Annotated in this window: 21 protein-coding genes; 16 read left to right on the forward strand and 5 right to left on the reverse strand. The window is 48.6% G+C overall.

Annotation, left to right across the window (positions count from 1 at the left end; genetic code table 11):
* Together AC4MRN_RS08025 and AC4MRN_RS08030 are read left to right on the forward strand one after the other, a co-directional pair.
* Window positions 1-1,423 (forward strand): DNA polymerase III subunit gamma/tau C-terminal domain-containing protein (locus AC4MRN_RS08025; RefSeq protein WP_491202970.1); only part of this gene is annotated, 1,423 nt, incomplete at its 5' end.
* A gap of 48 nt (window positions 1,424-1,471) precedes the next feature.
* Window positions 1,472-1,798 (forward strand): YbaB/EbfC family nucleoid-associated protein, encoded by a 327-nt coding sequence (locus AC4MRN_RS08030; RefSeq protein ID WP_073322728.1) that lies wholly within the window; start codon window positions 1,472-1,474, stop codon window positions 1,796-1,798.
* Between the two features lie 142 nt (window positions 1,799-1,940).
* Here AC4MRN_RS08030 and AC4MRN_RS08035 read toward each other — a convergent pair whose 3' ends face one another.
* A complete protein-coding gene (locus AC4MRN_RS08035) occupies window positions 1,941-2,615 on the reverse strand; it encodes an NUDIX hydrolase (protein ID WP_490403395.1) in 675 nt (224 codons plus the stop codon).
* Between the two features lie 161 nt (window positions 2,616-2,776).
* Between AC4MRN_RS08035 and AC4MRN_RS08040 the strand changes: the two genes are divergently transcribed.
* From AC4MRN_RS08040 to htpG, 4 genes are all read left to right on the forward strand, one after another.
* Window positions 2,777-3,781, forward strand: a complete 1,005-nt coding sequence (locus AC4MRN_RS08040; protein WP_491202971.1) for an SPFH domain-containing protein — start codon at window positions 2,777-2,779, stop codon at window positions 3,779-3,781.
* An 11-nt stretch (window positions 3,782-3,792) separates the two neighbouring features.
* Entirely contained in the window at window positions 3,793-4,716 is a 924-nt protein-coding gene (locus AC4MRN_RS08045) for an NAD(+)/NADH kinase (RefSeq protein WP_491202972.1), read from the forward strand.
* Window positions 4,717-4,853: 137 nt separating this feature from the next.
* Window positions 4,854-5,453, forward strand: a complete 600-nt coding sequence (gene recR / locus AC4MRN_RS08050) for a recombination mediator RecR (protein ID WP_073322726.1) — start codon at window positions 4,854-4,856, stop codon at window positions 5,451-5,453.
* A 168-nt stretch (window positions 5,454-5,621) separates the two neighbouring features.
* Complete coding sequence (gene htpG, locus AC4MRN_RS08055; RefSeq protein ID WP_370243169.1) at window positions 5,622-7,544, forward strand: molecular chaperone HtpG; 1,923 nt, start codon at window positions 5,622-5,624, stop codon at window positions 7,542-7,544.
* A 113-nt stretch (window positions 7,545-7,657) separates the two neighbouring features.
* On the opposite strand, the gene AC4MRN_RS08060 is transcribed toward htpG, so the two are convergent.
* Entirely contained in the window at window positions 7,658-8,686 is a 1,029-nt protein-coding gene (locus AC4MRN_RS08060) for a LacI family DNA-binding transcriptional regulator (protein WP_491202973.1), read from the reverse strand.
* 357 nt (window positions 8,687-9,043) lie between these two features.
* On the opposite strand from AC4MRN_RS08060, the gene AC4MRN_RS08065 reads away from it, so the two are divergent.
* Entirely contained in the window at window positions 9,044-11,446 is a 2,403-nt protein-coding gene (locus AC4MRN_RS08065; RefSeq protein ID WP_491202974.1) for a beta-glucosidase family protein, read from the forward strand.
* 102 nt (window positions 11,447-11,548) lie between these two features.
* Window positions 11,549-12,808, forward strand: coding sequence for a sugar MFS transporter (locus AC4MRN_RS08070; RefSeq protein ID WP_370243165.1), 1,260 nt, complete (start codon window positions 11,549-11,551; stop codon window positions 12,806-12,808).
* Window positions 12,809-12,914: 106 nt separating this feature from the next.
* Here AC4MRN_RS08070 and AC4MRN_RS08075 read toward each other — a convergent pair whose 3' ends face one another.
* Window positions 12,915-16,562: a family 78 glycoside hydrolase catalytic domain gene (locus AC4MRN_RS08075; protein WP_491202975.1), complete on the reverse strand. Its 3,648-nt coding sequence runs from the start codon at window positions 16,560-16,562 to the stop codon at window positions 12,915-12,917.
* 492 nt (window positions 16,563-17,054) lie between these two features.
* Here AC4MRN_RS08075 and AC4MRN_RS08080 point away from each other — a divergent pair, with 492 nt between their 5' ends.
* The 8 genes from AC4MRN_RS08080 (at window position 17,055) to AC4MRN_RS08115 (ending at window position 25,112) form a co-directional block, all read left to right on the forward strand.
* Window positions 17,055-19,700 (forward strand): TonB-dependent receptor plug domain-containing protein, encoded by a 2,646-nt coding sequence (locus AC4MRN_RS08080; protein ID WP_491202976.1) that lies wholly within the window; start codon window positions 17,055-17,057, stop codon window positions 19,698-19,700.
* Window positions 19,701-20,067: 367 nt separating this feature from the next.
* On the forward strand, window positions 20,068-20,712 hold the full coding sequence (adk, locus tag AC4MRN_RS08085; protein ID WP_073322858.1) for an adenylate kinase: 645 nt from the start codon (window positions 20,068-20,070) through the stop codon (window positions 20,710-20,712).
* A gap of 130 nt (window positions 20,713-20,842) precedes the next feature.
* The gene (locus AC4MRN_RS08090) at window positions 20,843-21,247 is read left to right on the forward strand and encodes an MAPEG family protein (RefSeq protein ID WP_370243159.1); all 405 of its coding nucleotides are present in this window, start codon (window positions 20,843-20,845) and stop codon (window positions 21,245-21,247) included.
* Window positions 21,244-22,377 carry an alanine racemase gene (locus AC4MRN_RS08095; protein ID WP_491202977.1) on the forward strand — a complete coding sequence of 378 codons (1,134 nt, stop codon included), beginning with the start codon at window positions 21,244-21,246 and terminating at the stop codon, window positions 22,375-22,377. The genes AC4MRN_RS08090 and AC4MRN_RS08095 overlap by 4 nt, the downstream gene beginning before the upstream one ends.
* Window positions 22,378-22,576: 199 nt before the next feature.
* Window positions 22,577-23,215, forward strand: coding sequence for a substrate-binding periplasmic protein (locus tag AC4MRN_RS08100; RefSeq protein WP_490403631.1), 639 nt, complete (start codon window positions 22,577-22,579; stop codon window positions 23,213-23,215).
* A gap of 27 nt (window positions 23,216-23,242) precedes the next feature.
* A complete protein-coding gene (locus tag AC4MRN_RS08105; protein ID WP_491202978.1) occupies window positions 23,243-23,719 on the forward strand; it encodes a hypothetical protein in 477 nt (158 codons plus the stop codon).
* A 111-nt stretch (window positions 23,720-23,830) separates the two neighbouring features.
* Window positions 23,831-24,634 carry a tetratricopeptide repeat protein gene (locus AC4MRN_RS08110; RefSeq protein ID WP_491202979.1) on the forward strand — a complete coding sequence of 268 codons (804 nt, stop codon included), beginning with the start codon at window positions 23,831-23,833 and terminating at the stop codon, window positions 24,632-24,634.
* A gap of 124 nt (window positions 24,635-24,758) precedes the next feature.
* Complete coding sequence (locus AC4MRN_RS08115) at window positions 24,759-25,112, forward strand: outer membrane protein assembly factor BamB family protein (protein ID WP_073322709.1); 354 nt, start codon at window positions 24,759-24,761, stop codon at window positions 25,110-25,112.
* Window positions 25,113-25,372: 260 nt separating this feature from the next.
* Here AC4MRN_RS08115 and hisIE read toward each other — a convergent pair whose 3' ends face one another.
* The gene (gene hisIE / locus AC4MRN_RS08120) at window positions 25,373-25,993 is read right to left on the reverse strand and encodes a bifunctional phosphoribosyl-AMP cyclohydrolase/phosphoribosyl-ATP diphosphatase HisIE (protein ID WP_488800493.1); all 621 of its coding nucleotides are present in this window, start codon (window positions 25,991-25,993) and stop codon (window positions 25,373-25,375) included.
* A gap of 17 nt (window positions 25,994-26,010) precedes the next feature.
* Window positions 26,011-26,395: HisA/HisF-related TIM barrel protein (locus tag AC4MRN_RS08125; RefSeq protein WP_491202980.1), on the reverse strand; the 385-nt coding region annotated here is incomplete at its 5' end.

Below are 26,395 nucleotides of genomic sequence, written 5' to 3' on the forward strand. Positions count from 1 at the left end.
TGCGCCAGTAACGCCCATCGACGACGCAGAGACGGTTATCGCTAATCCTCCGGCTTCTGGTGGTGCTACAACCCAAGCAGCTCCGGTCGCTCCTGAGCCGGAAACGCAACACAATTCTGGCAATGTAACCGCGCCCCAGGCCTCGGTTGAGCAAATTGCCGCCGCGCCAGAGCCGGAGGCCAATGAACAGCCTCAAGCTACTGCTGCGCCGGTGCAAGAGAACAGTGTTTCTGAGGCTAACGCCGCGGCACCATCCGAGCCGGAAGTGCTACAAAACGAACCTGCGTTCCAGCCGCAAGGCGAAGAAACGCAACGCCTCGATTCCCAAGCCGCACAGTTAATGGACGAAGCCGAGGATTTTCGTCGGCAGAGTCAGGTTGGGCCGCCAGACGACCAGTACGACTATCCGCCTGAGAGCGGTGGTTACGACATACCACAGGACATGCCGCCACAGCACTTTGAGCCCGCTGGACAGAATCTGGAACCGGAATCTCAACAACCCAGTGAGCCTCAACCCGCAGCCGCCTCTACGGAAGCGATGCTCGCTTTGCGCCAGCGCCTGAAACAGCAGGCCATGGAGGACAAAGCCTCGGCCGCAAAAAAGCCACCTAGTGAGGAACGCACACTGCAGCGGCCAGAGCGACCAAAGCCTGACGCCAGTGTCGAATCTGAAGCCGTTGGTATGGAACCGCGTTTGGAACAGTCTTTACCTGTTGCAACAAACGAGCACGCGACATCTACAAATACAGAAACGCAAGCCGCCGATGAGCCACCACCGTGGGTAACGGCAGGTGCTGAAGAGTCCGTTAGCACTGAAAGTGTAGTTAGCTTAGACGATGTCAAAGAGGCCTCCAGTGAGCTTACTACAGAGCCCTCTGCGGCTGTAGATGCGCAGCCGGACGTGCAATCACAACCTGATTTTTCCGAAAGCAATACGCCGCCTGTGGCAAATGAACCGCAAGAGGTATCAACAACCCAGCCTACAGCTATTGAATTTGACAGTGACTTGCCCCCATATCTGGAGAATGGCGATAAATTATTACACGCCAGTCAAATTGATAAATGGAGTGCACTAATTGAAGCAATGCCAATTGCCGGTTTGTTAAAGCAAATAGCGTTAAACTCCCGGTTTGCCAAAGAAGGCGAGAACGTCACCATGACGTTGGATCCCAGCCAGGAGCATTTGGTAAATGAGGGGACTGTGCCGCAGCTAACTGAAGCGTTGAACAGTGTTTTATCAAAGCCTGTAAATGTAACGCTGGTGTACGGCAACGTTGAAAAAACGCCGTATCAGATACAACAACAAATTAATCAAATGCGTAAACAGTACGCCAGACAAGTGATTCAGCAAGACGATACCATTCTGGCGATGATCGGCGCATTTAACGCAGAGGTTGTGCAAGACAGCATTGAACCTCGTTAATATTTAATCGAAATAGTGTTATTGACTACACAAGAGTGAGAAAAGATTATGTTTAAAGGTGGAATGGGCAACATCATGAAGCAAGCGCAGCAAATGCAGGAGCGCATGCAGAAAACCCAGGAAGACTTAGCTAACCTGGAAGTCGTTGGCGAATCAGGCGCAGGTATGGTTAAAGTAACGATGACCTGTAACCACAACGTACGCCGCGTAGACATCGACGAGTCTCTAATGGACGACGACAAAGACATGGTTGAAGATTTAGTCGCTGCCGCTTTCAACGATGCCGCGCGCCGTGTTGCGGAAACTTCTAAAGAGAAAATGTCAGAAGTAACGGGTGGCATGCCACTGCCACCTGGCTTCAAAATGCCGTTTTAACTTCTGGTAAGTAAATGATTGCTTCGGGATAACTCTCAAGCAACACAATTTTAGAGAGCCCCGGTTTTCACCGGGGCTTTTTTGTACAAAATATTGCGGTTTTAGTAAATGTTAGTAATTCAACTGAAAGGCGCGACTTTTATTAAAAGCTCAAATTCCGTTCAAAGTTAACGATGTTAAAGTTGTCTTTGAGTTTATACAGTTGCGCCATTCGCTTACCTGTAGCGGCTTTTTCGTCCACTTCTTCAAACATGCCACTGGCTTCAACCCGGCGCATCAGCGATTTTCGTTGTATAGGCTTTTCAATAATTGTTTCAATGACTTGTTTTAGATCTGAAATGGTGAACAAGGTAGGTAAACAGAATACGGGTACCATGGAATAAAGGGTTTTCTGACGCAGTCGCTCCAGCGCCACGTTAATGATCTTGTGATGGTCAAATGCCAGATTCAATTGGTCAATTTGAGGAAGGGATATCCATTCCGCATCGTCTACAGTGTTAATGTGTACTTCTGCTTGCTGATAACCAATTAATGCATAATACACAATGGTAACGGTAAACCCCCGCGGGTCCCGGTCATGCCCGGAGAACACTTCCAGCTGTTCAAGGTAATTAGGCCGCACACCAGCTTTTTCTCTTAACTTTCGCAGCGCAGTGTCTTCTGTTGAACTGTCAGTAGCCGGGTCCACAATACCGCCAGGTAACGCCCACAACCCTGAATAGGGCTCGATAGAGCGCTTCACCATGAGCACTTTGAGGGTGCCATCGTGCACGGTGAATAGTACGTTGTCGATAGTAAGCAGAGGGCTGGTTATCATGATGATTTCTCATTATGTGTCTTTGTGACATTAATTGTCGTCAATTCAACACCTTATTGCAAATATAAAAAAATCAGTAGATTTTTGTATTTACAAAAATGTCTCATGGACATATATTAAAAGTGTCACTGGGACATTTTAATGAAAAAGAGGAATGAATTATGTTTGGAATTAACTTTTACAAAGCCGATCCGTCTACACACGTGATGCTGTTTAAAAATGGCGAGGTGAAGCTACAGGGGCGAGGCACCAGTTTTTATTATTATGCACCGAATGCGTCTATTGTGGCGGTGCCATTAAGCAGTAAGGAATTACCCTTTGTATTTCGCATGAAAACCAAGGATTTTCAGGAAATCACCGTGCAGGGCCAAATAACGTTTCGTATTGATAGCCCTGAAGCTGCTGCACAGATGATCAATTTTTCAATTAATGCGAAAGGCATGTATTTATCAGATGAGCCAGAAGGACTCGACGAGCGCATTATGCGCAGTGTTCAGGTAGTGGTGCGTAACGCAGTGGAGTCAATGAATCTGCAACAAGCATTGAGCAGTGCCAAGGTACTCACCACAGCATTACAGGAACAACTACCGGCACAAAGCTATCTACAGCGTTTAGGCGTTGAAATTACCGAAGTGTCGCTAACTGCGATTTCTCCTGCACCAGAAACAGCTAAAGCCCTTGAAGCTGAAGTGCGTGAAGCGTTGTTACGTGATGCTGACAATGCTATTTATGCACGCCGTTTGTCGAGTATAGAAAAGGAAAAGCAAGTACGTGAAGAAGAGTTAGAGACTGAGAAAGCCATTGCTCGTAAGCAGCAGGACTTGGAAAAGCAAGCACTGGAAGCAGAGCGCGAAAAGCTCCAACAGCAGTTCAACATGGATCAGGAAAAGCTGCTAGCCAGAACCGACAACGAGCGTAAACGCGCCGAGTTAGTAGAACTGGAAAATGCCAATACCAAAGCCCAGGCCGATGCCAAGGCGTACGATCTCAAAGCTCAACTTGCAGCGTTCAACGATATTGATTTAGAGCGTTTGAAAGTGATGAGTATAAATGCAGCTCGTCCTGAACAACTTATCGCGCAGGCCATTGAAAACCTGACTAAAGGTGAAAACAAAGTGGGTAGCCTTAATTTCTCTCCTGAATTGTTACAGTCGCTGATTCGTTAAGGAGAGGGGCAATGAGTACCGATCGCAAAGTCGTAATCGTTGTAAGAAAAACGCGTTTACAGGAGTTGAAAGAAAAGTATTGCACGGTGGGTCAGGCTAAATTTTACCTCGAGCATTTAGGCGAGTCCTTTGAAGGATATCTTGATGAACACAACCGTTTTCAGCAGACGCTGGACAAAATTCAAAGCACACTTGCTCAACACGCCAGAGTGATGGTGCTTGAGCGGAGCTTTCTGCCCAGTTTTCAATTTGCGAGAGACGATATTGTAGTAGTCTTAGGGCAGGACGGGCTGGTGGCTAATGTAATGAAGTACTTAAATGGCCAGCCAATTATTGGAATCAATCCACTGCCTGATTTGTTTGATGGCGTGTTGTTGCCGTTTTTACCTGAAGATGCAGTTGATGTAGTGAATCAATTGATTGTGAGCGCAGTAAAAATATCCTCGGTGAGTCTGGCTGAAGTTAATACAAATCTGGGACAACGCCTTTTGGCCGTTAATGATTTGTTCATTGGGCCTAAATCACATACATCGGCACGATATAAACTGGCAATTGGCGAGCATGTCGAGGAGCAGAGTTCTTCCGGGGTGATTGTCTCTACGGGGCTTGGATCTACGGGATGGTTTAAAAGTATATTAGCAGGTGCCAGCGGTATTGCCGGGCAGCCGGTTCGTAAGGGCCTGGAAAAAGGTTTTGCCTGGAATAGCCATTTTTTGTATTACAGTGTTAGAGAGCCATTTCCTTCCCACGTTACGCAATGCGAGTTTACGTTCGGCAAGATTACGTCACAACAACGGCTCACGCTTACCTCGAAAATGGCTGAAAACGGTGTTATTTTTTCAGACGGCATAGAATCCGATTGTATTGAATTCAATGCGGGAACGATTGCACACATTGGCTTGAGCCAAATTAAGGGAAACGTCGTAGTAGCCTGAGTCTTTTAATAGACGCTATTTCATCTAACAATCCGTCAGGATTTCTTTATAATTCGACTTACTATACGAACATAACGTTAAAGCATGACTTTATCCGCTTTAACAAATACACGTTAATTAGAAAAGGCACGCATTTTATGAAGTACAGTCCAATGCTGGCTGAGTTAATCAGCGCGTTTACCTGCTTACCCGGGGTAGGCAACAAAAGCGCGCAGCGCATGGCGTTTCACTTGCTGGAGCGCAATCGCGATGGTGCACTTACATTGAGTGCAGCCCTTCATAATGCCATGGAGCACATCGGTCATTGCCAGCAGTGCAGAAACTTTACCGAACAAAGTGTGTGCGACATTTGTCAGCATCCACAACGCCAGGAAAGCGGCCAGCTCTGCGTAGTGGAAAGTCCGCAGGATGTGATGGCCATTGAGCAAACCATGTCCTTTAAAGGGACTTACTTTGTACTGATGGGACATCTGTCGCCAATTGACGGTATCGGGCCTGGCGAAATAGGCCTGGATGAACTGGAAACCCGCATTGCCGACGGCTCACTGAAAGAAGTGATTTTGGCCACCAACCCCACGGTCGAAGGCGAAGCTACCGCACATTACATCGCTCAGCTTTGTCAAAAACACGAGGTTGCTGCCAGTCGAATCGCCCATGGTGTGCCTATTGGTGGTGAACTGGAATATATTGACGGCAATACACTTACCCATGCCTTTTCCGGGCGCCGTACACTCTAATTTACCTAATTCAGCGTGCAACCAGCAACGAGTTGCACGCTTTCTAATCAGCCTTTGCTCTAACCCTTACTTTTTTGCTGGTTTTTTCGTTCTGCACGGTTGAAATTCCCTCTTCGCGTCCACACTTTCGTTTCTGAATTATTCTATCTGACTAGGAGAATCTGGTTTATGGCTGACGTGGCCCATCAAGAAACTCATGGATTTCAAACGGAAGTAAAACAACTTCTGCATTTGATGATCCATTCACTCTATTCGAACAAGGAAATCTTTTTACGTGAGCTTGTCTCTAACGCTGCTGACGCGGCAGACAAACTGCGCTTTAAAGCATTAGAAAATGACAGCTTGTACGAAAACGATGGCGATCTATGCGTAAAACTGAGTGTCGACAAAGACGCTGGCACGCTGACTATTGCCGATAACGGCATAGGTATGACCCGCGATGAAGTTATCGAAAACTTAGGTACTATCGCGAAGTCTGGTACCAAAGACTTCTTCAGCAAACTGTCGGGCGATTCGGCGAAAGATTCTCAGTTGATTGGTCAGTTTGGTGTGGGTTTTTACTCAGCGTTTATCGTTGCAGACAAAGTTGTTGTTCGCACAAGGGCTGCCGGTCAGCCAGCTGATCAGGGTGTTGAGTGGACCTCTGCCGGTGAAGGTGACTTTACCGTCGGTAACATCGACAAAGAGACGCGCGGCACTGAAATTACGTTGTTCCTGCGCGATGATGAAAAAGAGTTTGCCGATGACTGGCGTTTGCGTTCGATTATCAGCAAATACTCCGACCATATCAGTATTCCGGTAAGAATGTGGAAAGCGCCGGTAGAAGAGACCGAAGGACCGGACGGTGAGAAAATCCCTGGTCAGCCAGGAGAATGGGAAACCGTAAACAAAGCGACGGCATTGTGGACACGCGACAAGTCTGAAATCACCGACGAAGAATACACTGAGTTCTACAAGCACATCTCCCACGATTTTGCTGACCCGATGACCTGGGCGCACAATAAAGTGGAAGGTAAAACGGAATACACCAGCCTCCTGTATATTCCAAGCAAAGCGCCGTTTGACTTGTGGAACAGAGAGCAGAGCCACGGCCTGAAGCTGTATGTACAGCGCGTATTCATTATGGATGACGCTGAGCAGTTCATGCCGACTTATCTGCGCTTTGTGAAAGGCTTGCTCGATTCCAACGATTTGCCGCTGAACGTATCGCGTGAAATTCTGCAAGACAACAAGATCACGCAAACCCTGCGTCAGGGTTGTACTAAGCGCGTTCTGCAAATGCTTGAGCGTATGGCCAAAAATGACGCAGAGAAATACCAGCTGTTCTGGAACGAGTTTGGTAATGTGTTGAAAGAAGGCCCGGCAGAAGACTTCTCGAACAGAGAAAAGATTGCAGGCTTATTACGCTTTGCATCAACACACAACGACAGTAGCACGCAAAACGTGTCTCTGGCTGACTACATTTCTCGTATGAAAGAAGGCCAGGACAAAATTTATTATGTGACTGCTGACAGCTACCAGGCTGCGAAAAACAGTCCTCACCTTGAGATCTTTAAGAAGAAAGGTATTGAGGTATTGCTAATGGGTGAGCGCATTGACGAGTGGTTAATGCAGCACCTGAACGAGTTCGACGGTAAGCAACTGCATTCAATTGCTCGTGGCGACCTGGACTTAGGCGATCTTGATGACGAAGAAACCAAGAAAGCACAGGAAGAAGCTGAGAAGCAAATCGAAGGTGTGTTAGAGCGTGCTAAAACCGCGCTGGGCGAGAAAGTACTGGACGTGAAATTTACTCACCGCCTTACCGAATCGCCTGCTTGCATCGTAGCAGATGACAACGGTATGACTACTCAGATGATGAAACTGATGGAAGCAGCTGGACAGCCTGTGCCAGAAGTGAAGTATCACTTTGAACTGAACCCGGAGCACCAGTTAGTGAAGTTATTGGCTGATGTCCAGGATGAGACCTTGTTCAAGAACTGGACTGAGGTATTGTTCGACCAAGCTGCACTGTCAGAGCAGGGTAGCCTGAAAGATCCGGCGACCTTTGTTAAAAACTTAAACGGACTGCTGGCCAGCCTGGCGAAATAAGTCTGATTCAAGACAAGTAAAAAGGGCCGTTTCGGCCCTTTTTTGTGTCTGAATGCACTTTGTGGCGGACGAAAGCACCGTCGTAGTTTAGTCCTTAAACTCAAACTGGAGATTTAATCTGGCAAGTTTGGCCCGGTTGAACTTCGCAACACCAACTCACAGTCTAAAGCAGGTAACTCCAATGCCTGTTGCTTGTTACCAAGTGCTTTAATCAGCATTCTGGCCGCATAGTTGCCCATGGTAGAAATGGGCTGACGTATGGTCGTTAGGGGAGGCCACAGGTTTTCCACCATAGGGTCGTCGTCAAATCCTACAATTGAAATATCGTAAGGAATTTTCAGGCCCATCTGGCTGGCAATACGGTAAACCGATGCAGCAAGCGTATCGTTTACACAGAATATGGCGGTGGGTCGGACGCTGGTTTTTGTGAGCAATCTGCGGATCACCGTGTCCAGAATATTGGGCTCTTCGTCGTAGCCATACTCTTCGATGTATTCTGACACAATGGGAATATTATAGTTGTCCAGGGCGGCCTTATATCCAGCCAAACGCCAGGCGCCAGCGCCGTGACCTTTCAAATAACTGAGCATCGCAATGCGCTGGTGGCCCAGGTTAATTAAATGTTCCACCGCTTTTTGACTCGCGGCCTCTTCCTGACAGCGAACATAAGGAGAACCTTCTGAATGAAGTGGCGCGATTCGCACATAAGGCACATCCAATTCATCCATCAGAGAGATGACGTTGGGGTCATCACACAGTGGCGGGCAAATAAGGTAGCCGTCGGGCTTCGAGCGTTCATGCATCTGCTTAATGATAGGCTCAAACCCTTCGTCGTTAATTTTTAACGGACGGATCAGCAAATTGTAACCGGCCTGATCACAGGCCTCGATAGCGCCGGTAAGAATACTGTGTGAATAGAAGTTACCGCTGTAGTCGACGAACAAAACGCCCAACAGGTAGGATTGGCGGGTTCGTAGGCTACGGGCATTCAGATTAGGCCGGTAATCCAGTTGCTTTACGATCTCCGCGACGCGTTGACGTGTTGCGTCTTTTACACCGCTTTCGTTATTGATGACCCGGGATACCGTTTTAACAGACACGCCGGCTGCTCTCGCAACATCGCCGATTGTCGCCTTACCCATGTGCTAACCTTTTTTAATTTATTGTGTAGGGTGCTTTTGTGGTCTGGCCAAATTTTTGCCAGACGCTTCGCTTTTATTCATTTTATCGACTTTATTCACTTTTGAGAACATCGAAACGCATTTAACGCAAATCGGTTCAAATAAAACATTATTGATGATTTTTGTTTGTCGTAAAACGACCAGCTAATTCAAGTTCTGCTTATTTGTTAAATAAATATGAATCCCAAATTGACATCGATGTCATAAAGTTGCAGGATGTATTTATCTTGTTAACAATGTAATTCGTCACTTGGCTCGTAATTTCTGTACTGTTGAAATGATATCGATGTCATTTTTGGCGATTCTGTGAGAACTACTATGACTTCATTTTTTAAGCGAACTTTATTGGCATGTGCTGTTGCAGGCGTATCTGCGTGTGGTGGCAGTAATACCACATCTAACACTTCCTCTGTTGAGACAGCCTTTACTGACAGAAACCAAAATGGTGTGATGGACGATTACGAAAACCCGGCGCTGGATGTAACAAGTCGCGCAAAAAATCTGATTTCATTGTTATCGCTTGAGCAAAAAGCTCACTTGCTAACTGGCACCGGCTTCCAGCTCAATAACGTGGGCGGCTCTGAGAAAGTCCCGGGTGCTGCTGGATCAACATTTGCAATCCCAGAGCTAGGCATCCCAGCAATGGTATTGGCCGACGGACCTGCTGGGCTGCGCATTTCTCCTACCAGAGACAATGATACCGCAAGCTATTTCGCTACTGCATTCCCCATTGCGACTGCACTGGCGTCAACCTGGAATACCGCACTGGTTACACAGGTGGGCGATGCCATGGGAGAAGAGGTGAAAGAATACGGTGTTGACCTCTTTCTGGCACCGGGTATGAACATTCATGCCAATCCGTTGGCAGGGCGGAACTTTGAATATTACTCGGAAGATCCCTTGGTTAGCGGGCTGATGGCCGCTTCCATTGTCAATGGTGTCGAAGCGCATGGCGTGGGCACTACTATTAAACACTTTGTTGCGAACAACGCCGAAACCAGTCGTATGTGGCTGGACGCCCATATTAACGAACAAGCCTATCGAGAAATCTATCTGCGCGGTTTTGAGATTGCCATTGAAGCGTCTCAGCCCTGGGCGATCATGACGTCATATAACAAGGTCAATGGTGTCTACACCTCCCAGGATGAAGTGTTGCTGGAAACAGTGTTGCGCGATGAATTCGGATACGAAGGGCTGGTGATGACTGACTGGTTTGCCGGTGATAGTGCCCCAGCGCAAATGCAGGCGGGCAATGACCTGATCATGCCTGGTATGCCCGATCAGCGCCAGGCTATCATCGATGCGGTTAACAATGGCACGTTGCTAGAAACCACGTTAGACCGCAACTTACAGCGCATCGTCGAGACGCTGCTTAAGTCGCCTTCCTATAATGACTATGCCTATAGCAACCAGCCGGATTTAGACGCGCATGCGCAGGTGGCCAGACAGGCAGCTGCAGAAGGGGTGGTGTTGCTGAAAAATACCAATCACGCGCTTCCCATCCAAAGTGATACTAAAATCGCTGCGTTTGGCAACACCAGTTATGACTTCATTGCCGGGGGCACCGGCAGTGGTGATGTAAATGAGGCTTATACCGTGTCGTTGGTCGATGGCCTGAATAACGCTAATGTACCGGTGTTCGAGCCATTGAAAGAAGCCTATACTGCGTTCATGGCGGCAGAAGCTGCTAAGCGACCACCCAAGAAACACTTTTTTGAACTGCAATCTCCGCTGCCTGAGTTCAGTGTGCCAGAGGCGTTGTTGAGTGATGCCGTTGAAGCCAGTGATGTCGGCCTGATCACAATTGGTCGAAATGCAGGCGAATTTCAGGATCGCAAACTTGACGCTGATTTCAACTTAACCGACGCCGAACTGTCTATGATTGCCCAAGTGAGCGCAGCCTATCACAAAGCGGGTAAGCCCGTTGTTGCAGTGCTGAATACCGGCGGTGTTGTTGAAGTCGCGAGTTGGCGAGAGCACGTTGACGCGATTGTCTTACCCTGGCAAGGCGGACAAGAGGCAGGCAATGCGCTGGTGGATGTACTGACAGGCAAAGTCAATCCGTCAGGTCGTCTGGCAACGACATTCCCGCTCGCTTACGGCGACAATCCGACAGCCACCGTATTCCCGGGGAAGCCAACGTCTGAAGAAACAGTAAAAGATCCGTATATCGGATTGTTTGTTGGTAAGCATATGCAGTTCGACTACGTAGACGGTATTTATGTCGGATATCGCTACTACGACACCTTTAATGTCCCGGTGGCCTATGAGTTTGGTTATGGTTTGTCGTATACCGATTTCAGCATCAGCAAGGTTACGGTGCAGCCATCTGAAAATCCGGCTGAATTTACTATCAAAGCCGCCGTGAGTAACAAAGGTAAACTGCCAGGTAAAGAAGTGGTTCAGGTATATGTGACTGCACCTGCTGGTAACCTGCCCAAAGCCAGCAAGTCGCTGGTTGCGTTTAACAAAACGGCGTCTTTACAACCTGACTCGACTGAAATGCTCACGTTTTCAGTAACAGCAAAACAGTTGGCTTCCTTCAGTGAACAACAACGAGCATGGGTGGTGGAAGCGGGAGACTACACCTTCCACGTAGGGCATTCTTCCCAGAATATCGCGCAACAGGTGACGGTAAATATTCCCGAATCCATCGTTGTTGAGAAAGTGTTGGCGACCCTGACACCACCTGCACCCGTGGCTGAGATTTCACCCCAGTAACACCTAATTAATCCGTAGCATTTTACGCTACCTGCTAATCAAAGCTCCCGGCAATCAGTTGCCCGGGAGCTTTATTGTATTCATTATCCAGGAGAACACCACATGGCCGTTTCTATGCCCGGTACACCGCAATCCAGCTCCTCGCAGGGCAATTACCGCTTCGCATTGGGCGCACTTACCAGTTTGTTTTTTATGTGGGGATTCATCACTTGTCTGAATGACATTCTGATCCCGTATTTAAAAGCACAGTTCGATTTAAATTACACGGAAGCAATGCTGATCCAGTTCTGCTTTTTTGCCGCCTATTTTGTCATGTCGGTGCCAGCCGGTGTGATTGTGCATCGGATTGGTCACCAAAAAGGCCTGGTGGGCGGATTAACCGTAGCGGGGATAGGATGCGCGTTGTTCTATCCTGCTGCAGCACTGCACTGGTATCCGTTTTTCTTGCTGGCGCTGTTTGTGCTGGCCAGCGGAATTACGCTACTTCAAGTGGCGGCTAATCCTTATGTTGCCGCGTTGGGCACAGCAAAAACCGCACCTGCCAGACTCACACTGACGCAAGGGTTTAACGCATTAGGTACTACCGTAGCCCCATTAATAGGTGGTGCGTTAATTTTAGCTGCGGTATCTCAGGCCACAACTGAAGCCGAGAAAACCGCCAGCGTACAGATGCCTTACCTGATCCTGGCAGCTACTTTATTTGCGCTCGCTTTGGTGTTTGCTTGGTTGAAGTTGCCGGCCATTCATGAACAAGGTACTCGCCAGACTGCAGTAAAAACACCCCTTACGGCTTATCCTCATTTGCTGCTGGGCGCTGTTGGTATCTTTGTTTATGTAGGTGGAGAAGTTGCTATTGGTAGCTTTTTGGTTAACTTTATTGGTGAACCCACCGTTATGGGATTGCCAGAGCATGAGGCTGCGAATTATGTCGCTTACTATTGGGGCGGCGCCATGGTTGGACGGTTCATTGGCGCGGCAGTCATGACGCGTTTCTCGCCAGCTAAAGTGTTGGGTGTGCATGCAATAGGAGCTGTTGTGCTGGTCTCGCTGGCAATGCTGAGCAGTGGCAAGTTCGCCATGCTGGCTATTTTGGCGGTGGGATTATGTAACTCCATTATGTTCCCAACTATTTTTAGCCTGGCTATTCAGGGCATGGGCAACGACGCCAGCCGAGGTTCAGGCTTGTTGTGTCTGGCGATTGTGGGTGGCGCTATCGTACCATTGCTTCAAGGTGTGTTGGCCGATACTATTGGCGTACAGCTTGCCTTTATCGTGCCGCTGGTATGCTATCTGTATATCGCGTTTTATGGGTTCTCATACCGTAAGTGGTACACCGCCAGCAATAGCGGATTGCGTGTTTAACTGTGTTAAACAGGCGAAAAGCCAGCACTAATACAAATTCAAATAAAAAAGCCGGGCTACGTTAACGTGCCCGGCTTTGTTGTATTTACGTGCCAAAGAGGCTGTGTTACGGGGTAATCGTAAAGCTGTATTTACCCGATCCTAATGTCATTGAGACGCCTTGCTCTGTTGCATGAACATCAGAGATACCTGGGGCTTCGGTAAGCGCAATTCCGCCCTCTGTAATTTGCGACACAGAGGACGCTGGCAGGATAAGCCTAGCGTCTGTGTTGGCTGGCACAGTCGCCATGTAGATCAGCTTGTCGCCCTCACGTTTCCATTGACTCACAATGGTGCCGTACAAGGAGTCGTAGCTGGCATCGACCCAAGTAATGCTGTTTGTCGGGTCTATTTCCGGTGCCAGTACAAACGATTTGAAGCCCGGCTCGCCGCGGCGAATACCGCCGCTGTATTGCATTAACCACTGGCCCACAGCGCCAAACGAGTAGTGGTTGAATGAATTCATATTGTTGTTGCCACCAAATCCATTCTCTACCGTGTAGCCGTTCAGGCGTTCCCAAATAGTGGTTGCACCTTGCTCTACCGGATACAACCACGACGGATACTGATCGTTTAACAGTAGTTTATAGGCTTCTTCACTATAACCGTGCTCACTCAGCGACTGGCTGATCCAGGCGGTACCAATAAAGCCCGTCATCAGCGAGTAGGGCGGTCGTTCCACGCCGTTGTCGTCAACGTTGGCTCGCGACACTGTTCTCGCTAAGTTGGCAGCCATGGTGTCTTTTGCAGCGTCTTCAAACGCGCCCATGGCCAGGCCAACAGCGTAAGCGGTTTGCGTATCTGCGACCACTGTCTTCAGCTCTCCGGCCATGGCGTCGAACATCGAGGCATTACTCACCTTACCCAAGGCTTTTTGCTCATCATTCACAAATGTGTTGGCGAAATGTTCACGTCGCGTGTTCGCAGATTGTGCATAGAAGGCGGCGTCTTCGTCGTGACCCAGGACCGTTGCGACTTCAGACATAATGTCTAGCGTAAAAATATAGTACGCGCTGGCCAGGTACGCCGACCCCAACTGGAAGTTTTGCGGACCAAGCCAATCGCCCAAGCCTGCATCCATAATGAGGCCCGTTACCGGGTTGATCGTCCCTTCCAGGTAGGTCATGTAGCGTTGCATTGAATTGTAGTGCTCTTCAAGCATGCTGGTATCTCCATACTGGAGATAATTTTCCCAGGGCAGAGTAATGCCCGCTGAGCCCCACAATATGCCGCCGAAACCGCCACCGACAGGCGCGATGTCAGCATAACGTCCATCTGTGGATTGCGTATCACGCATGGCCTGTAAGTGACGACGCAAGAACGGCGAAGCGTTACTGACATAGGTCGCCGTTCTGCCAAATACATTAATATCACCCGACCAGCCCATGCGTTCGTTGCGCTGCGGACAGTCTGTGGGTACCCACAAAAAGTTGTCTACATTCGACCACACCAGGTTCGACCAAAGCTGATTGACCGTGTCATCTGAGCACGCGTAAGAGGCGGTCAACGATTGCACTGAACTGGTGACCAAACCTTGCACTGACTCCAGTGGAAGGGGCTTGTCCAGACCACTGATTTCCAGATACTGATAACCGTGAGACGTAAAGCGCGGCGAATAATGCTGTTCGCCGTCTTTCATAATATAGATATCCTGACTCAATGCGGCCCGATAATTTTCTGTCATCAGCATACCCACATTCGGGCCTGACTCCGGCAAATTCGGATAGAGCATTTCGCCCACTCTGAGCGTGACTGTTTGACCGGCTTTTCCTTCTGGGAAGTGCAAAGAAGGCACGCCAACCATATTCTGCCCCATGTCATAAATGTAAACGCCGGGTTTCACTTCTTTCACCGACTGCGCGGTTAGTGTGGTATATACGCCAGCAGTCTCACCGATTTGACCGATAAGCTGCATTTGCGAGTAATCCAGACTCTGGCTCTCACGAGCCATATTAGGGCGCACATTTTTCGATACGGAACCATCAAGAGGAACAACAACGGCAGCGTTCCAGTTGGAAGTGTCGTAATCGGCGGAATGCCAGCGGGCAAAATCATCTTCCAGGCGAGCGTCATACACTTCACCCATTTGCAGGCTGCCATAGCGAACCGGGCCCTGTTGCGAATATAGCCAATCACGCTCATTAGTTGTCACAACATGTTCAGACCCATCTTCATAGGTGATCACTAGCTGTGCCAGCAGTGATTGTCTGTCGCCGAACGCATTCCAGGTATTGCCAAAACTTAGCAAGCCGCTCCACCAACCCTCACCCAGTACTGCGCCGATGGCATTTTTACCATCCTGTAAAAACGGCGTGACGTCGTAGGTTTGATAAAGGTGGGTTTTGTTGTACTGCGTGAGTCCCGGATTGTAGTAGTCATCACTGACGCGTTTACCGTTTATATAGAAATCGTAGATCCCTCTGGCTGTTGCATAAAGCCGGGCTTTCTTGACTGGTTTGGCAGGCATGTCAAAAGCCGTTCGCAGCACCGGCGCACCTTTGGCTGGTGGGTGAGCTGTGATCAGCGCGTCTTTTTCGCCGGCAGTTACTACATACTGTGCCTGGTCGACACTAACCTGCGGAATATCAGCGAACAGGCTTTGAGACTCGCCAGTTACCGACGCATCGAAAATTACGTTGTTTGGTGCGTGAATATTGCGAACGGTCAACGAATCAAAGTACGCAGTCTGTCCCTGAGGAACATAAAAGCCAATGTCATTAAGCATGCCGTAGGTCAGGTTGTCATGGTTATGGCCGAGCGGATTCAAGGTGACCTTTGCGCCTTTTATCAACGGAGGAAACAGCATGTCGAAAGGTGAGGCTGGGATATCATCAGCGCCAATAAAGAAATCACTGCGATTATTGACCTGCAGGGTAAGCGTACCGTATTCATTGTGGATGGTTAGCGCATGGCGCTGGTGAGCATTGTTTGCATCAATAACGTCGGCTTTTATTGGGAAGGTCGCAACCGGAACACTTGCATTGTCATCCGGTGTGTAGCCTGCACGATAAACGCGCAGTTCTGCCGGTGAAGCCGGTGCTTCTGCTAAACCACTTACATCCAGCACGACTTTAAAGTAGCTTTCATTGTTGTTATTCGCTAGCTGATAAACATTCAAATGTGGTGTCATCAGCCTTGGATCATTGGCGGCGAATACAACGCCGGCCATGTTATTACCCGCCGGAATGGTTATCCCGGCAGTTAAATCGAACAGTGGCAGGTAGTCCGGGTGAAAGGTAATACTGCCTTCCGGGGCGCCTATCCATTTAGCGCCTTGCCAGGCCGACCGCGTGGGATCAAGCAGACCAGTCTCAAACCATGAAGCGTTTGAGGTTTGGCGGTCTTGGTTGTCCCACACTGTCACCGTCCAGTTGTAACGCGTTCTGGCCTTTAGCGTTGCCCCGGCGTATTCAACCTGAATGGACGAAGCGCTATTTACCTTCTTACTGTCCCAAACGGTGTTACCCCATTCATCAGTTACTACTACCTGATATGCAGTTTGTTTTACATTACGCTCGGGCGTTGAGGTCGCCATTGCCCAACTGAATCGAGGAGCCCGGACATCTGTGCCTAGTGGCGTTTTGGTATAATCAGTACTTAACTTGTATAGCGAAAGTGCTGAGTCGGCGACGTCACCAGGCGACGATGCCATGCTACAGGCGATTAGGTTTATTGACAGAAATAACGCTGCCAATGTGTAGAACACGTTTTTCACAAGCAAAAAGCTCCGATGTTCAGGCAAGCTTTTCCAACACAATTTTATGCGAATAACAGTATTGTCTTTGTTATCGATGTCAATTCTGTCGGATAATTGACTTGCCGGTTAATGGTAATTGTAAATGGTTCGTTGCAATCGATTATAGTGTGAGTGAATGAATTTGCAATGAATTGATTGTTTCTTATTTGAAAGTGAGTGTACGTAAAACGCACACCGTTCATTTTTTTACAAAATTTTTGCACATTGATCTTTTTAATGCCAACTATCAATTTTTGTTCTATGACAAGCTGAATAGGTGGTTAGTTGTTGTTATTTAATATTAAATTTTCGTTCGCGTTCTATTTTTATAACAGTTGATTTCAATTGTTTGTGTTTGACTAGTGTTGACTGAACATGATTGTTGGGTTAGTTTACGCTCCAGATGTTAACGAATTGTTTAACGTTGGGCACACACAATTAAGGGGCGTAACCCCCGCATCGGAGACTGAAATGAAGGCACAATCAGGACAACATTCAGGCATGTTTAAGCCAACTTTATTAGCACTTTTCGTAGGTTCTACTTTATCTGGTCAGGCTTTTTCGCAAGAAAATCAAGCAAAAAATGACAACGATGTCGAAAAGATCGAAGTAAGAGCACAAGCTACCGGTACCTTAATTCGGGGCGCAACACCCGTTGGGACCAATGTCGTGGGCTTCGACAGCGCCGAGGTTGAAGCGATCAGTGTCGCTGACAGCAACGAGTTGTTGGCGCAAATTCCGCAAATGAGCAGCACGTTCAACAGCCGTCCAACCATGGCAACTGACATTGGCCAGGGTATGCCAATGCCTAAGTTGCGCGATATTGGTGTGGGTGGCGGCAGCACCACGCTGTTATTGTTAAACGGCATGCGTATGCCTGGTTCAGGTATTATTCAAACGATTCCTAATGTGTCGGCCATTCCACCGGGTGTCATTAGTAACCTGGAAATCGTAATGGATGGCGGCTCGTCTATTTACGGCTCTGACGCCATTGCCGGGGTAGTTAACTTTATCACCCGCGACCGTTTTGATGGCGTTGAGTTCAGTGCTGAAGGTGGTTTTGGTGACAGCTACTCTGCCAGCACTTTCAACATTACCGCGGGTAAAGACTGGACCACAGGTTCAGGCATGATCTCCATTTACCACGCACAAAACGACGAGGTGTTTGGTAAAGACCGCGACTTCATTACTGGCGACAGCACGGCAAACGGTGGTGGTGACTACCGTTCAAACCTGTGTAACCCGGGTACGATTACCGTAGACGGTGTGAACTACAAAATGGATTCCAGGGAAGCCGGTGCAAATACCTGTGACCCAACAGACGGTATTTCTTACGTTCCTAAAGAAAAGAAAACCACGATATATGCGTCACTGCAACAGGATCTGAACGACAATGCCTATGTGGACGTTGTGACTTACTACAGTGAGTGGAGCGCAGATATCACTGGTGACGCAACAAACTCGCTTTCTGATATTGGTGCGTCGGGTACCATCACCGCCGACAATCCTTATTTCTCGCCGATTGGTTCAGAAACCAGTCATTCTGTGGCGTTTGATTTTAGCGACGTAGTGGGACTGGGGGCGAAAAACGGCAGTGATTTTGATGCCTTTGCGTTTATTCCTGAAATTACTTACGAGCTGCCAAACTACTGGCGCCTGAAAGCGGCGTACAGCTATGGCCTGGCCCATACCAAAGGCGTTGAACGCGGTATCAACTCTGCAGCACTGTCTGCAGCATTGGCTGGCACAGATACCAGTACGGCGCTGAATCCATATGATGTGGCGGCAACCGATCAGAGCGTGCTGAACAGTATTCTGGGTTATTACGGCAGCTACGGTGATGCTACGCAAAGCCATCATCAAATTCGCGCTACGTTGGATGGTGCAATAGCGGAATTACCTGCAGGTGAAGTCCTTTTGGCTGTGGGTGCAGAATACTTTAAGCAGGACTATGAAGTGGCCTTTGGCGGCGGTGCAGAAGGGGCGCTGGACTTAGTAGAAACAGAAGCATCACGCAACGTAAAGTCTGTGTTTGGTGAAGTCATGATGCCGTTGATGGACTCCTCAGCTGGCGAAATCAATTTCACTGCTTCATTGCGTTATGACGACTACAACGACGTAGGCAGTACCACAAACCCTAAAATTGGTATCGACTATAAGCCAACAGAAAACACGCGCATCCGTGCACAATGGGGCACCTCATTCCAGGCACCTAGTTTAGCGGATACCGGTGCCGCAGTTGATACGCGAGCCATCGTGTTACCGGTCAGTCCGTGGTTGGCGGGTGACGCTGCGGGTACAGACTTCTTCCGTGGCACTATCTTACTTGCCGGTGGTAGTGATGGTCTGAAGCCAGAAGAATCTGAGTCTTACAGCGTGGGCTTCGACTGGACGCCGGACTTTGCTGAAGATTTAAGTGTGAGTATGACTTACTACAACGTAGATTACTCAAGCGCAATCAACCTGGCGCCATTCTATACACCAAGCGTGTACTTTAATACGGCGGGTTATGCGGCGTACTACACGATTAATCCAACGCTGGAAGAAGCATTGGCAGCGACTGAAGGCTTCCGTATTGATGGCGCACCCGTTGAGTCATTATACGCGAATGGCAACTCAGCTTACTTGTTAGCCGATGCCCGTCGTTACAACATGACTGCAACGCGTTTGTCAGGTCTGGATTTCGATGTTCAGAAAAGCTGGCTGGTGGATCTGGGTAAAATCAGCGCAGGCGTGTCGGGTACCTATACCTTAAAACGTGAGGCTCAGGCGGTTGAAGGTGATGTGTATGTAGATGAACTGGAAACCGGTACCTTTGGTAAATTCAATGTAGTCGCGTCAGTGGGCTTATCCACGGAAAAGACCAACAGCATGGTTCGTATTCTACACAGCGATGGTTGGGAAAATGCCTTCGCATCACTGGACTCTCTGACCACAGTGAATGTCTTTACCAGTTATTCTCTGGGAGAAATGGGCAGTTTCGACAATGTAGATATCACTATGAATATCGACAACCTGTTTGACGAAGAAGCTCCTTACTTTGACGATGCAAACGGTTTTGACGGCGGCAGTGTTATTGGCCGGGTGTTCTACATTGGCGTAAAAGCTAAAATGTAATTCGGTGTCATCTCGTTCGAATAAAAACGCGCAGACTTCTGCGCGTTTTTTCGTTTGGACGTAGAAATAATTTAAAGCAGTAAGCGTCGCAAGCCGCTACTGGCTCAAGCTCCTCATACACATAATTAGCAGAATAGGGCGTGGTAACAAATCAGTGTCATAAAGTACACAATTCTGTACGGCTATATTAAGCATAAAACGCGCTTATCGCGGTGAATTACGCCGCAGTGGTACTGGTCTTTCGTTCAATTTACATACGCTATTAGTCTTAAGAGTCGTGATGAGCCCTGCAGAGTACTTGTCACGTGGGTTTGGAGTGTGTAAAGTGCCCCACAGTTATAAGTTAAAACAAGCGGAGAGCGCAATTATGCGAATAATACTTCTCGGTGCACCAGGTGCCGGTAAGGGAACACAAGCGCAGTTTCTGATGGGCAAATATGGTATCCCGCAAATTTCTACGGGTGACATGCTGCGTAGCGCAATCAAGGCAGGCACAGAAATGGGTCTTGCTGCTAAAAAGGTCATGGACGAAGGGAAGTTGGTATCCGACGATATCATCATCGGTCTGGTAAAAGAGCGTATTGCTCAGGACGACTGCAAAGACGGATTCCTGCTGGATGGGTTCCCTCGCACAATTCCTCAGGCAGATGCTATGAAGGAAGCGGGTGTCACGGTTGACCATTGTATTGAGTTTGATGTGCCAGATGATGTGATCGTTGATCGTATGGGCGGACGTCGTGTTCACCCTGCATCAGGCCGCGTGTACCACGTCGTCTACAACCCGCCGAAAGTGGAAGGCAAAGATGATCAAACAGGCGATGACCTGATCATTCGCGATGACGACAAAGAAGAAACGGTTCGCAATCGTTTAGGTATTTACCACGAACAAACTCAGCCTCTGGTAGATTATTACAACGCTGAAGCGGCCGCAGGCAACTGTTCTTACCACAAGCTGGATGGAACACAGCCAGTAGACCAGGTAAGCCAGCAATTAGCTGAATTACTTGGCTAATAAGAGACTGATTTGAAAAAGCTGCCTATCGGCAGCTTTTTTGTTTGTACCGTAAATTCTCCAACAAACGCTTTACCTCTTAACAGACAAACTGTCACAATGGCACCGAATAATTTGAAGGAACAGTGCCATGTTGTTACTCCCAGTGACCGCGTTTTACGCAAGTATTCTTGCGCTTATCTATCTTTATTTAACCGCTCTTGTCATTCGTTGTCGGCGCCAGAACCTGATTGGGGTAGGCGATGGCGGTAATGATGTACTACAACGCCTTATTCGCGTTCACGGCAACTTCGTGGAATATGTACCGCTGAGTTTGATTCTGTTAGCAATCTTAGAAATTAACAGCCACTCCACAATGCTTATTCATATTCTGGGCGCGAGTCTGGTGATTGGACGCGTGCTTCATGCGTATGGCTTAAGGCATTCAGTAGGCGCAACCTGGCAGCGGTTGGTAGGAATGGTGCTAACGCTGCTTACGTTATTTGTCATTGCCTGCATTAATCTGACGCTGATTTATTGGATGCCATTCCTGTGAGTGAGCTGACTTCCTTAATGACCCCTGCCTGTATTATCGATATGGGTAAATTCCAGCGAAACATAAGTTGTATGCAGGCCGTTGCGAAGCGCGATGAACTGGTGTTACGTCCGCATGTTAAAACGCTGAAATCCCTAGCCGCGGCAGAACGCTACGCACCTTCTAACGGGCCAATTACAGTATCTACACTTGCTGAAGCTGAGTATTTCGCTGCTGCGGGATACCACGACATTCTCTACGCCGTCGGGCTGGTGCCAAACAAATACGCCAGAGTACAGGCTCTTTCAGAGCGCGCCGAAAAATTTACTGTTGTGTTGGACAGTTTGGCTGCAGTGAACGCATTGGTATCGTTTGCCGATTCATTGGAACACCCGCTGCAAGTGATGCTGGAAATTGATGTCGACGATCACCGCGCTGGTCTGTTGCCGATGTCAGACGAGCTGTTGGAATGTGCGAAAGCGTTGAAGGCAACACCACAACTGCATTTTCGCGGGATCATGACGCATGCTGGCGGAAGCTACGACTGCTATACACAGCAGGCACGTGATGCCATGGCAGAGCAAGAATGTGCGCTTATTGCCAAAGCCGCGGCAAGGTTAGCCGCTAATCAGATCCATTGCGAGTTGGTATCGGCAGGCTCAACACCTACCGCGCTGGCCAATACACATCACAAAGGTATTAATGAATTACGCGCTGGTGTCTATGCCACGTTTGACTGCGTTATGGCAGGGCTTGGCGTTTGCGATACCGATGATATTGCCATGTCGGTATTGACCAGTGTGATAGGGCATCAAACAGACAAAAACTGGGTGATCGTCGATGCTGGCTGGATGGCACTTTCCCGTGATCAGGGAACCGCCGCTCATGCAAAAAACTGCGGCTACGGACTCGTTTGCGATCCGCAGGGGAGACTGCTCGAAGGCTGGTATGTAAGCAGCACAAATCAGGAACACGGCATCATTTCTCATATTGACGGCAAAAAACCGGATGATGCAATATTTGCTTATGGGAATATGTTGCGGATCCTGCCTATTCACGCCTGCGCCACGGCGGCTCAATTTAGCGCTTATCAGGTTATTGATGAAGACGGCAAGGTAACGGAAACCTGGTCCAGAATTACAGGTTGGTAGTGAATACCCCTTTTCTTGGGGCGGCGCCCGGAACTACACTGACGCAAAACGAGACAAATTTGCACGACGCGTGATTCCGGGTAGTATGGTAGTCAGGGACTGAAAATAAGTTTACAGCAGGATGAAACATTTACTCAGAAGTGTGTATTTGAGTGTTGCCTTTATAATAAGTAGTGGCGCAGTCGCCAATGACTCTTTGATGGTGTTTACAGAAAACTCGCCGCCGTATCATTACGCGGAAAATGGCAAAGTTCTCGGAGCTGTGACAGAACGAGTTCGAAACATTGTTTTGCGTGCAGGGTATGAGGCGGACTTCAAAGTCTTCCCTTGGGCACGCGCAGTGTTAAATACACAACGGCATAGCCGCGCTCTCATTTTTTCTATCGCTCGAACGCCGGAAAGGGAGCAGCAATATCAATGGATAACCCCGGTCACCGAATTTAAGTTGGGCATTTTAACCCTCTCAGATCGCGCAGACATTCAGCTCAAAGACTGGAGTGAGTTAACCTCACTGTCTGTTGCTGCACAACGTGGTGATATAGCTGAAAAATGGCTGAAAGAGCGCGGTTTTGAAGAAGGTAAAAACCTGATTTCCTGTGCAGATATCATCTGCTCCTGGAAAGAGTTAAAGCGCGGCACCGTTGACTTTATTATCGAAGATCCGGAGCTCATCGAAGAAACGGCCCGATTGGTAGATATGCAATCCGATAGTGTTCAAATTCATCGGCTTATTCCCGAATTGTCAATTGACGCCTATCTGGCAGCCAGCCCACATATGCCACCAGCCATTGTTGCCAGGCTCCGCAGAGCGGCCAGTGATATGGGGTATCGGCCCTAGTCGCTAAGTATTGGGTGCGCAGCCATCGTGTCGAAAAGAAATCCAGCAAGGCGAACCGCTCTTCTCATCAACATTTTCCCTTTTGCCGTGGGCCTGTTGAGTTTTGTCTTCGTCTTATTTTATGGGGATTACCCGAGTTGGCAGGCAGAAGAACGAAATAACACATTCCAGCGATATTTACGCGTTGCCGATCCGCATCTGGTATTTCACGGGTTTGTTAATCCGGGCAACGGCCGGGTATCACTCATGTTACATTATCGCGATGGATTCGAACCCGAAAATTCGAATTACAAACGCCCCAATCACGACAGCCTCGCAACACAATACAAGCCAATTGTTCTGCAGGTAGTGTGCAGCTATCCGGACTTCTTTTTGTCGTTGCAAAAAGGCACCTGGAAAAACATTGAAGTTAACGTACTCGATGGCGATTTGTCGCCTTCAATGCACTACCTGTTTAACTTGCAAATAAATTATCAGCGGTGCCAACAAGCGCCTAGGGTATAGCTCGCCCCAGAACAATACGACGAAAACCGACCTAAAGTAGGAGAACATACGGCGGTAATTTGTCTTAGTCTTAGTCTTAGTCTTAGCTTAGTAAACATGGAGATGAGGCAAATGATGAAAGTCGCGAAACGGGCTGTAGTATTACTTGGCGTAGCGCTCTTTAACACAGCCAATGCAGCTGAAGCGTTACCCGAGGACTTTGTAACGGCAAAGCCACAAGTTCAGCTCTATATGGCTTATGCTGAGTTTAAAATGGCAAATTATTCGCTGGCACAGGCAATGTGGCAGCATGTGGACGGTGTTGGAAAAGCAGAAGCATTATTTAATCTTGGTATCCTGCATGAGCAAGGAAAAGGCGTAGAAAGCAACCTCGAACAAGCATTGGATTATTATTTGCAGTCTGCTGAAGCCGGCGGTCGCGCTGCTGCTTATCAGGTGGGTGTTGTGGCGCTGGCGCATCCTGAGTTGGTTTCTGCCGATACCGCCAGGCATTGGCTGATGATTGCAGCGCTGGATGGCGATGAAGATGCAGGCGAGTTGTTACGAACGTTGGATAACAGCGATTCGGCCGACCCTTTGATTTCAGTCAAGCGACTATTGATGCGCGGGGACAGTGAGCAGGCTTTTCAGCAACTTGTTGCATTGAGTGAACAAAACCCGCCTGACTATGCCGCCACAACTGAACTTGCCTGGCTATACGAGACCGGGCTGGGTGTGGAACGCAATCTGCAAAAAGCAGCTGAGCTATTCACGATTGCGGCAGAAGCCGGGAACCCTAAGGCGCAGTACGCGCTGTCGGTGATGTACGCAACCGGCGCAGGTAAGCCAGTTGATATGAAGGAAAGCAAGACTTGGCTGACGATGTCTGCCGCTCAGGATTATCAACCTGCTGTTCGGCAGGTATCAGCGCAATAGCGTTAATGAATACACTCATACACTTTCGGCTTAAAAGGGGAATTGTTAGCAAGTATGTCCATGCCACAACAAGTGAATTGAACAGTGCTATTCTGAATGCCGAACCTCAGTATTGGAGAAGACAATGGAAAAGCTGTTTTTGGGCATAAAAGGCCATGTGGTTTGTTTGGACAAGGTGACAGGAAAGAAATTATGGGAAACCAAATTAAAGTCGACTTCCGGCGTCACCAATTTACTGTTTGAAGATAACCACGTTTTTGCTTATGCAGGTGGACACTTGTTCTGTGTTAATGCAGAAAACGGCAGAATAAAATGGGAAAACAAATTGGACGGGTATGGGTATGGGGCCTGTATTATTGCCAGTGAAAATCAAAATGCCAGCCTGATTGCAGACCAGTTACAAGCACAGCAATCCTCAGCGGCTACAGCAAGTATCATTGCTGCTACGGCGAGTACATCGGCTGGTGCTGGCGAGTAACAAGGAACTGCATTTGAACATGGCTAATCCTGTTGGCGGCCATAAGCTAAGGTTTATGTACTTCCTATGAGACATTGACCGCTCTGAAAAGACTTCGCTACCCGCGACAAAACATCCAGTCACTTCTGAAAAATAGCCAGTCATCCCTGAATCGCGGAGCGATATCAGGGACCTATCGGTCATACTGGCTATTAACGCACACCAAGAGAATAGACAAAGCGTGCTAGGCGTAGATGCAGCTTCCAACCAAAAGAAACGTATCAGGCTTTGTGACGTTCGCGAAGAATGCTGATGGCATCCGACATCGACATATCACAGGCTTGCAGCAGTACTGTTAAGTGATACAGCAAATCGGCTGCTTCGTTTTTCAGTTCTTCGGTGTCCATTACGGTCGCCGCCAAGGCGGTTTCTACGCCTTCTTCACCCACTTTCTGGGCGATGCGTTTTACGCCTTTGTTATAAAGTCTGGCGGTATAGCTGGAGTCCGGATCGGCGTTTTTACGCTCGGCCAGAATCCGCTCAAGATCGCCAATAAAGGTGTAATCAGCTACGTCACCATTGAACCAGCAGCTTTCAGCGCCGGTGTGGCAAGTTGGGCCATTGGGATTGGCCAGTACCAGCAGAGAGTCGGCATCACAATCAGCGCTGATGCTCACTAGATCCAGCGTATTGCCTGAGGTTTCGCCTTTTTGCCACAAGCGCTGCTTGGAACGGCTAAAAAACGTGACTTTGCCGCTTTCCAGCGTTGTTGTCAGCGCGTCCTGATTCATGTAACCCTGCATCAGTACTTTGCCGGTTACGGCATCCTGTACGATAGCAGGCAGCAGGTTGTCCATTTTATCCCACGCCAGTTGCGCAAGTGTTTGTTGTGTCACTTTCATATTCACACCCTTGTCGGTTAACCCTGGCGAAAGCGTTCGCGCATGGCAATGCCTTCGCTAACCAGCGTGGCTTTGAGTTCGTCGATGTCGATAATGCCTTTGTGGAAAACAGACGCTGCCAGCGCGCCATCGACATCGGCTTGTTGAAATACATCGGTAAAGTGGGGAATCGCCCCCGCACCGCCAGAAGCAATCAGCGGGATATTACAAATATCACGTACGGCTTTTAGCTGAGCAATGTCGTAACCCTGACGTACGCCGTCCTGGTTCATACAGTTAAGTACGATTTCACCGGCACCGCGTTGCTGTACTTCTTTAATCCAGTCCAGTGTTTGCCAGGCGGTTTGCTGTGTACGGCTTTCGTCGCCGGTAAACTTGTACACTTCGTACTGGTTGTTGTCT

The organism is Marisediminitalea sp. (assembly GCF_984433645.1).

Bases quoted from the DNA above. Each gene is read 5' to 3' on its own strand.
- AC4MRN_RS08065 (WP_491202974.1), top strand. From the start codon at position 9,044: ATGACTTCATTTTTTAAGCGAACTTTATTGGCATGTGCTGTTGCAGGC.
- htpG (WP_370243169.1), top strand. From the start codon at position 5,622: ATGGCTGACGTGGCCCATCAAGAAACTCATGGATTTCAAACGGAAGTA.
- AC4MRN_RS08040 (WP_491202971.1), top strand. From the start codon at position 2,777: ATGTTTGGAATTAACTTTTACAAAGCCGATCCGTCTACACACGTGATG.
- AC4MRN_RS08030 (WP_073322728.1), top strand. From the start codon at position 1,472: ATGTTTAAAGGTGGAATGGGCAACATCATGAAGCAAGCGCAGCAAATG.
- AC4MRN_RS08070 (WP_370243165.1), top strand. From the start codon at position 11,549: ATGGCCGTTTCTATGCCCGGTACACCGCAATCCAGCTCCTCGCAGGGC.
- AC4MRN_RS08090 (WP_370243159.1), top strand. From the start codon at position 20,843: ATGTTGTTACTCCCAGTGACCGCGTTTTACGCAAGTATTCTTGCGCTT.
- AC4MRN_RS08080 (WP_491202976.1), top strand. From the start codon at position 17,055: ATGAAGGCACAATCAGGACAACATTCAGGCATGTTTAAGCCAACTTTA.
- AC4MRN_RS08110 (WP_491202979.1), top strand. From the start codon at position 23,831: ATGATGAAAGTCGCGAAACGGGCTGTAGTATTACTTGGCGTAGCGCTC.
- AC4MRN_RS08045 (WP_491202972.1), top strand. From the start codon at position 3,793: ATGAGTACCGATCGCAAAGTCGTAATCGTTGTAAGAAAAACGCGTTTA.
- AC4MRN_RS08100 (WP_490403631.1), top strand. From the start codon at position 22,577: ATGGTGTTTACAGAAAACTCGCCGCCGTATCATTACGCGGAAAATGGC.
- recR (WP_073322726.1), top strand. From the start codon at position 4,854: ATGAAGTACAGTCCAATGCTGGCTGAGTTAATCAGCGCGTTTACCTGC.
- AC4MRN_RS08060 (WP_491202973.1), bottom strand. From the start codon at position 8,686: ATGGGTAAGGCGACAATCGGCGATGTTGCGAGAGCAGCCGGCGTGTCT.
- adk (WP_073322858.1), top strand. From the start codon at position 20,068: ATGCGAATAATACTTCTCGGTGCACCAGGTGCCGGTAAGGGAACACAA.
- AC4MRN_RS08035 (WP_490403395.1), bottom strand. From the start codon at position 2,615: ATGATAACCAGCCCTCTGCTTACTATCGACAACGTACTATTCACCGTG.
- hisIE (WP_488800493.1), bottom strand. From the start codon at position 25,993: ATGAAAGTGACACAACAAACACTTGCGCAACTGGCGTGGGATAAAATG.
- AC4MRN_RS08115 (WP_073322709.1), top strand. From the start codon at position 24,759: ATGGAAAAGCTGTTTTTGGGCATAAAAGGCCATGTGGTTTGTTTGGAC.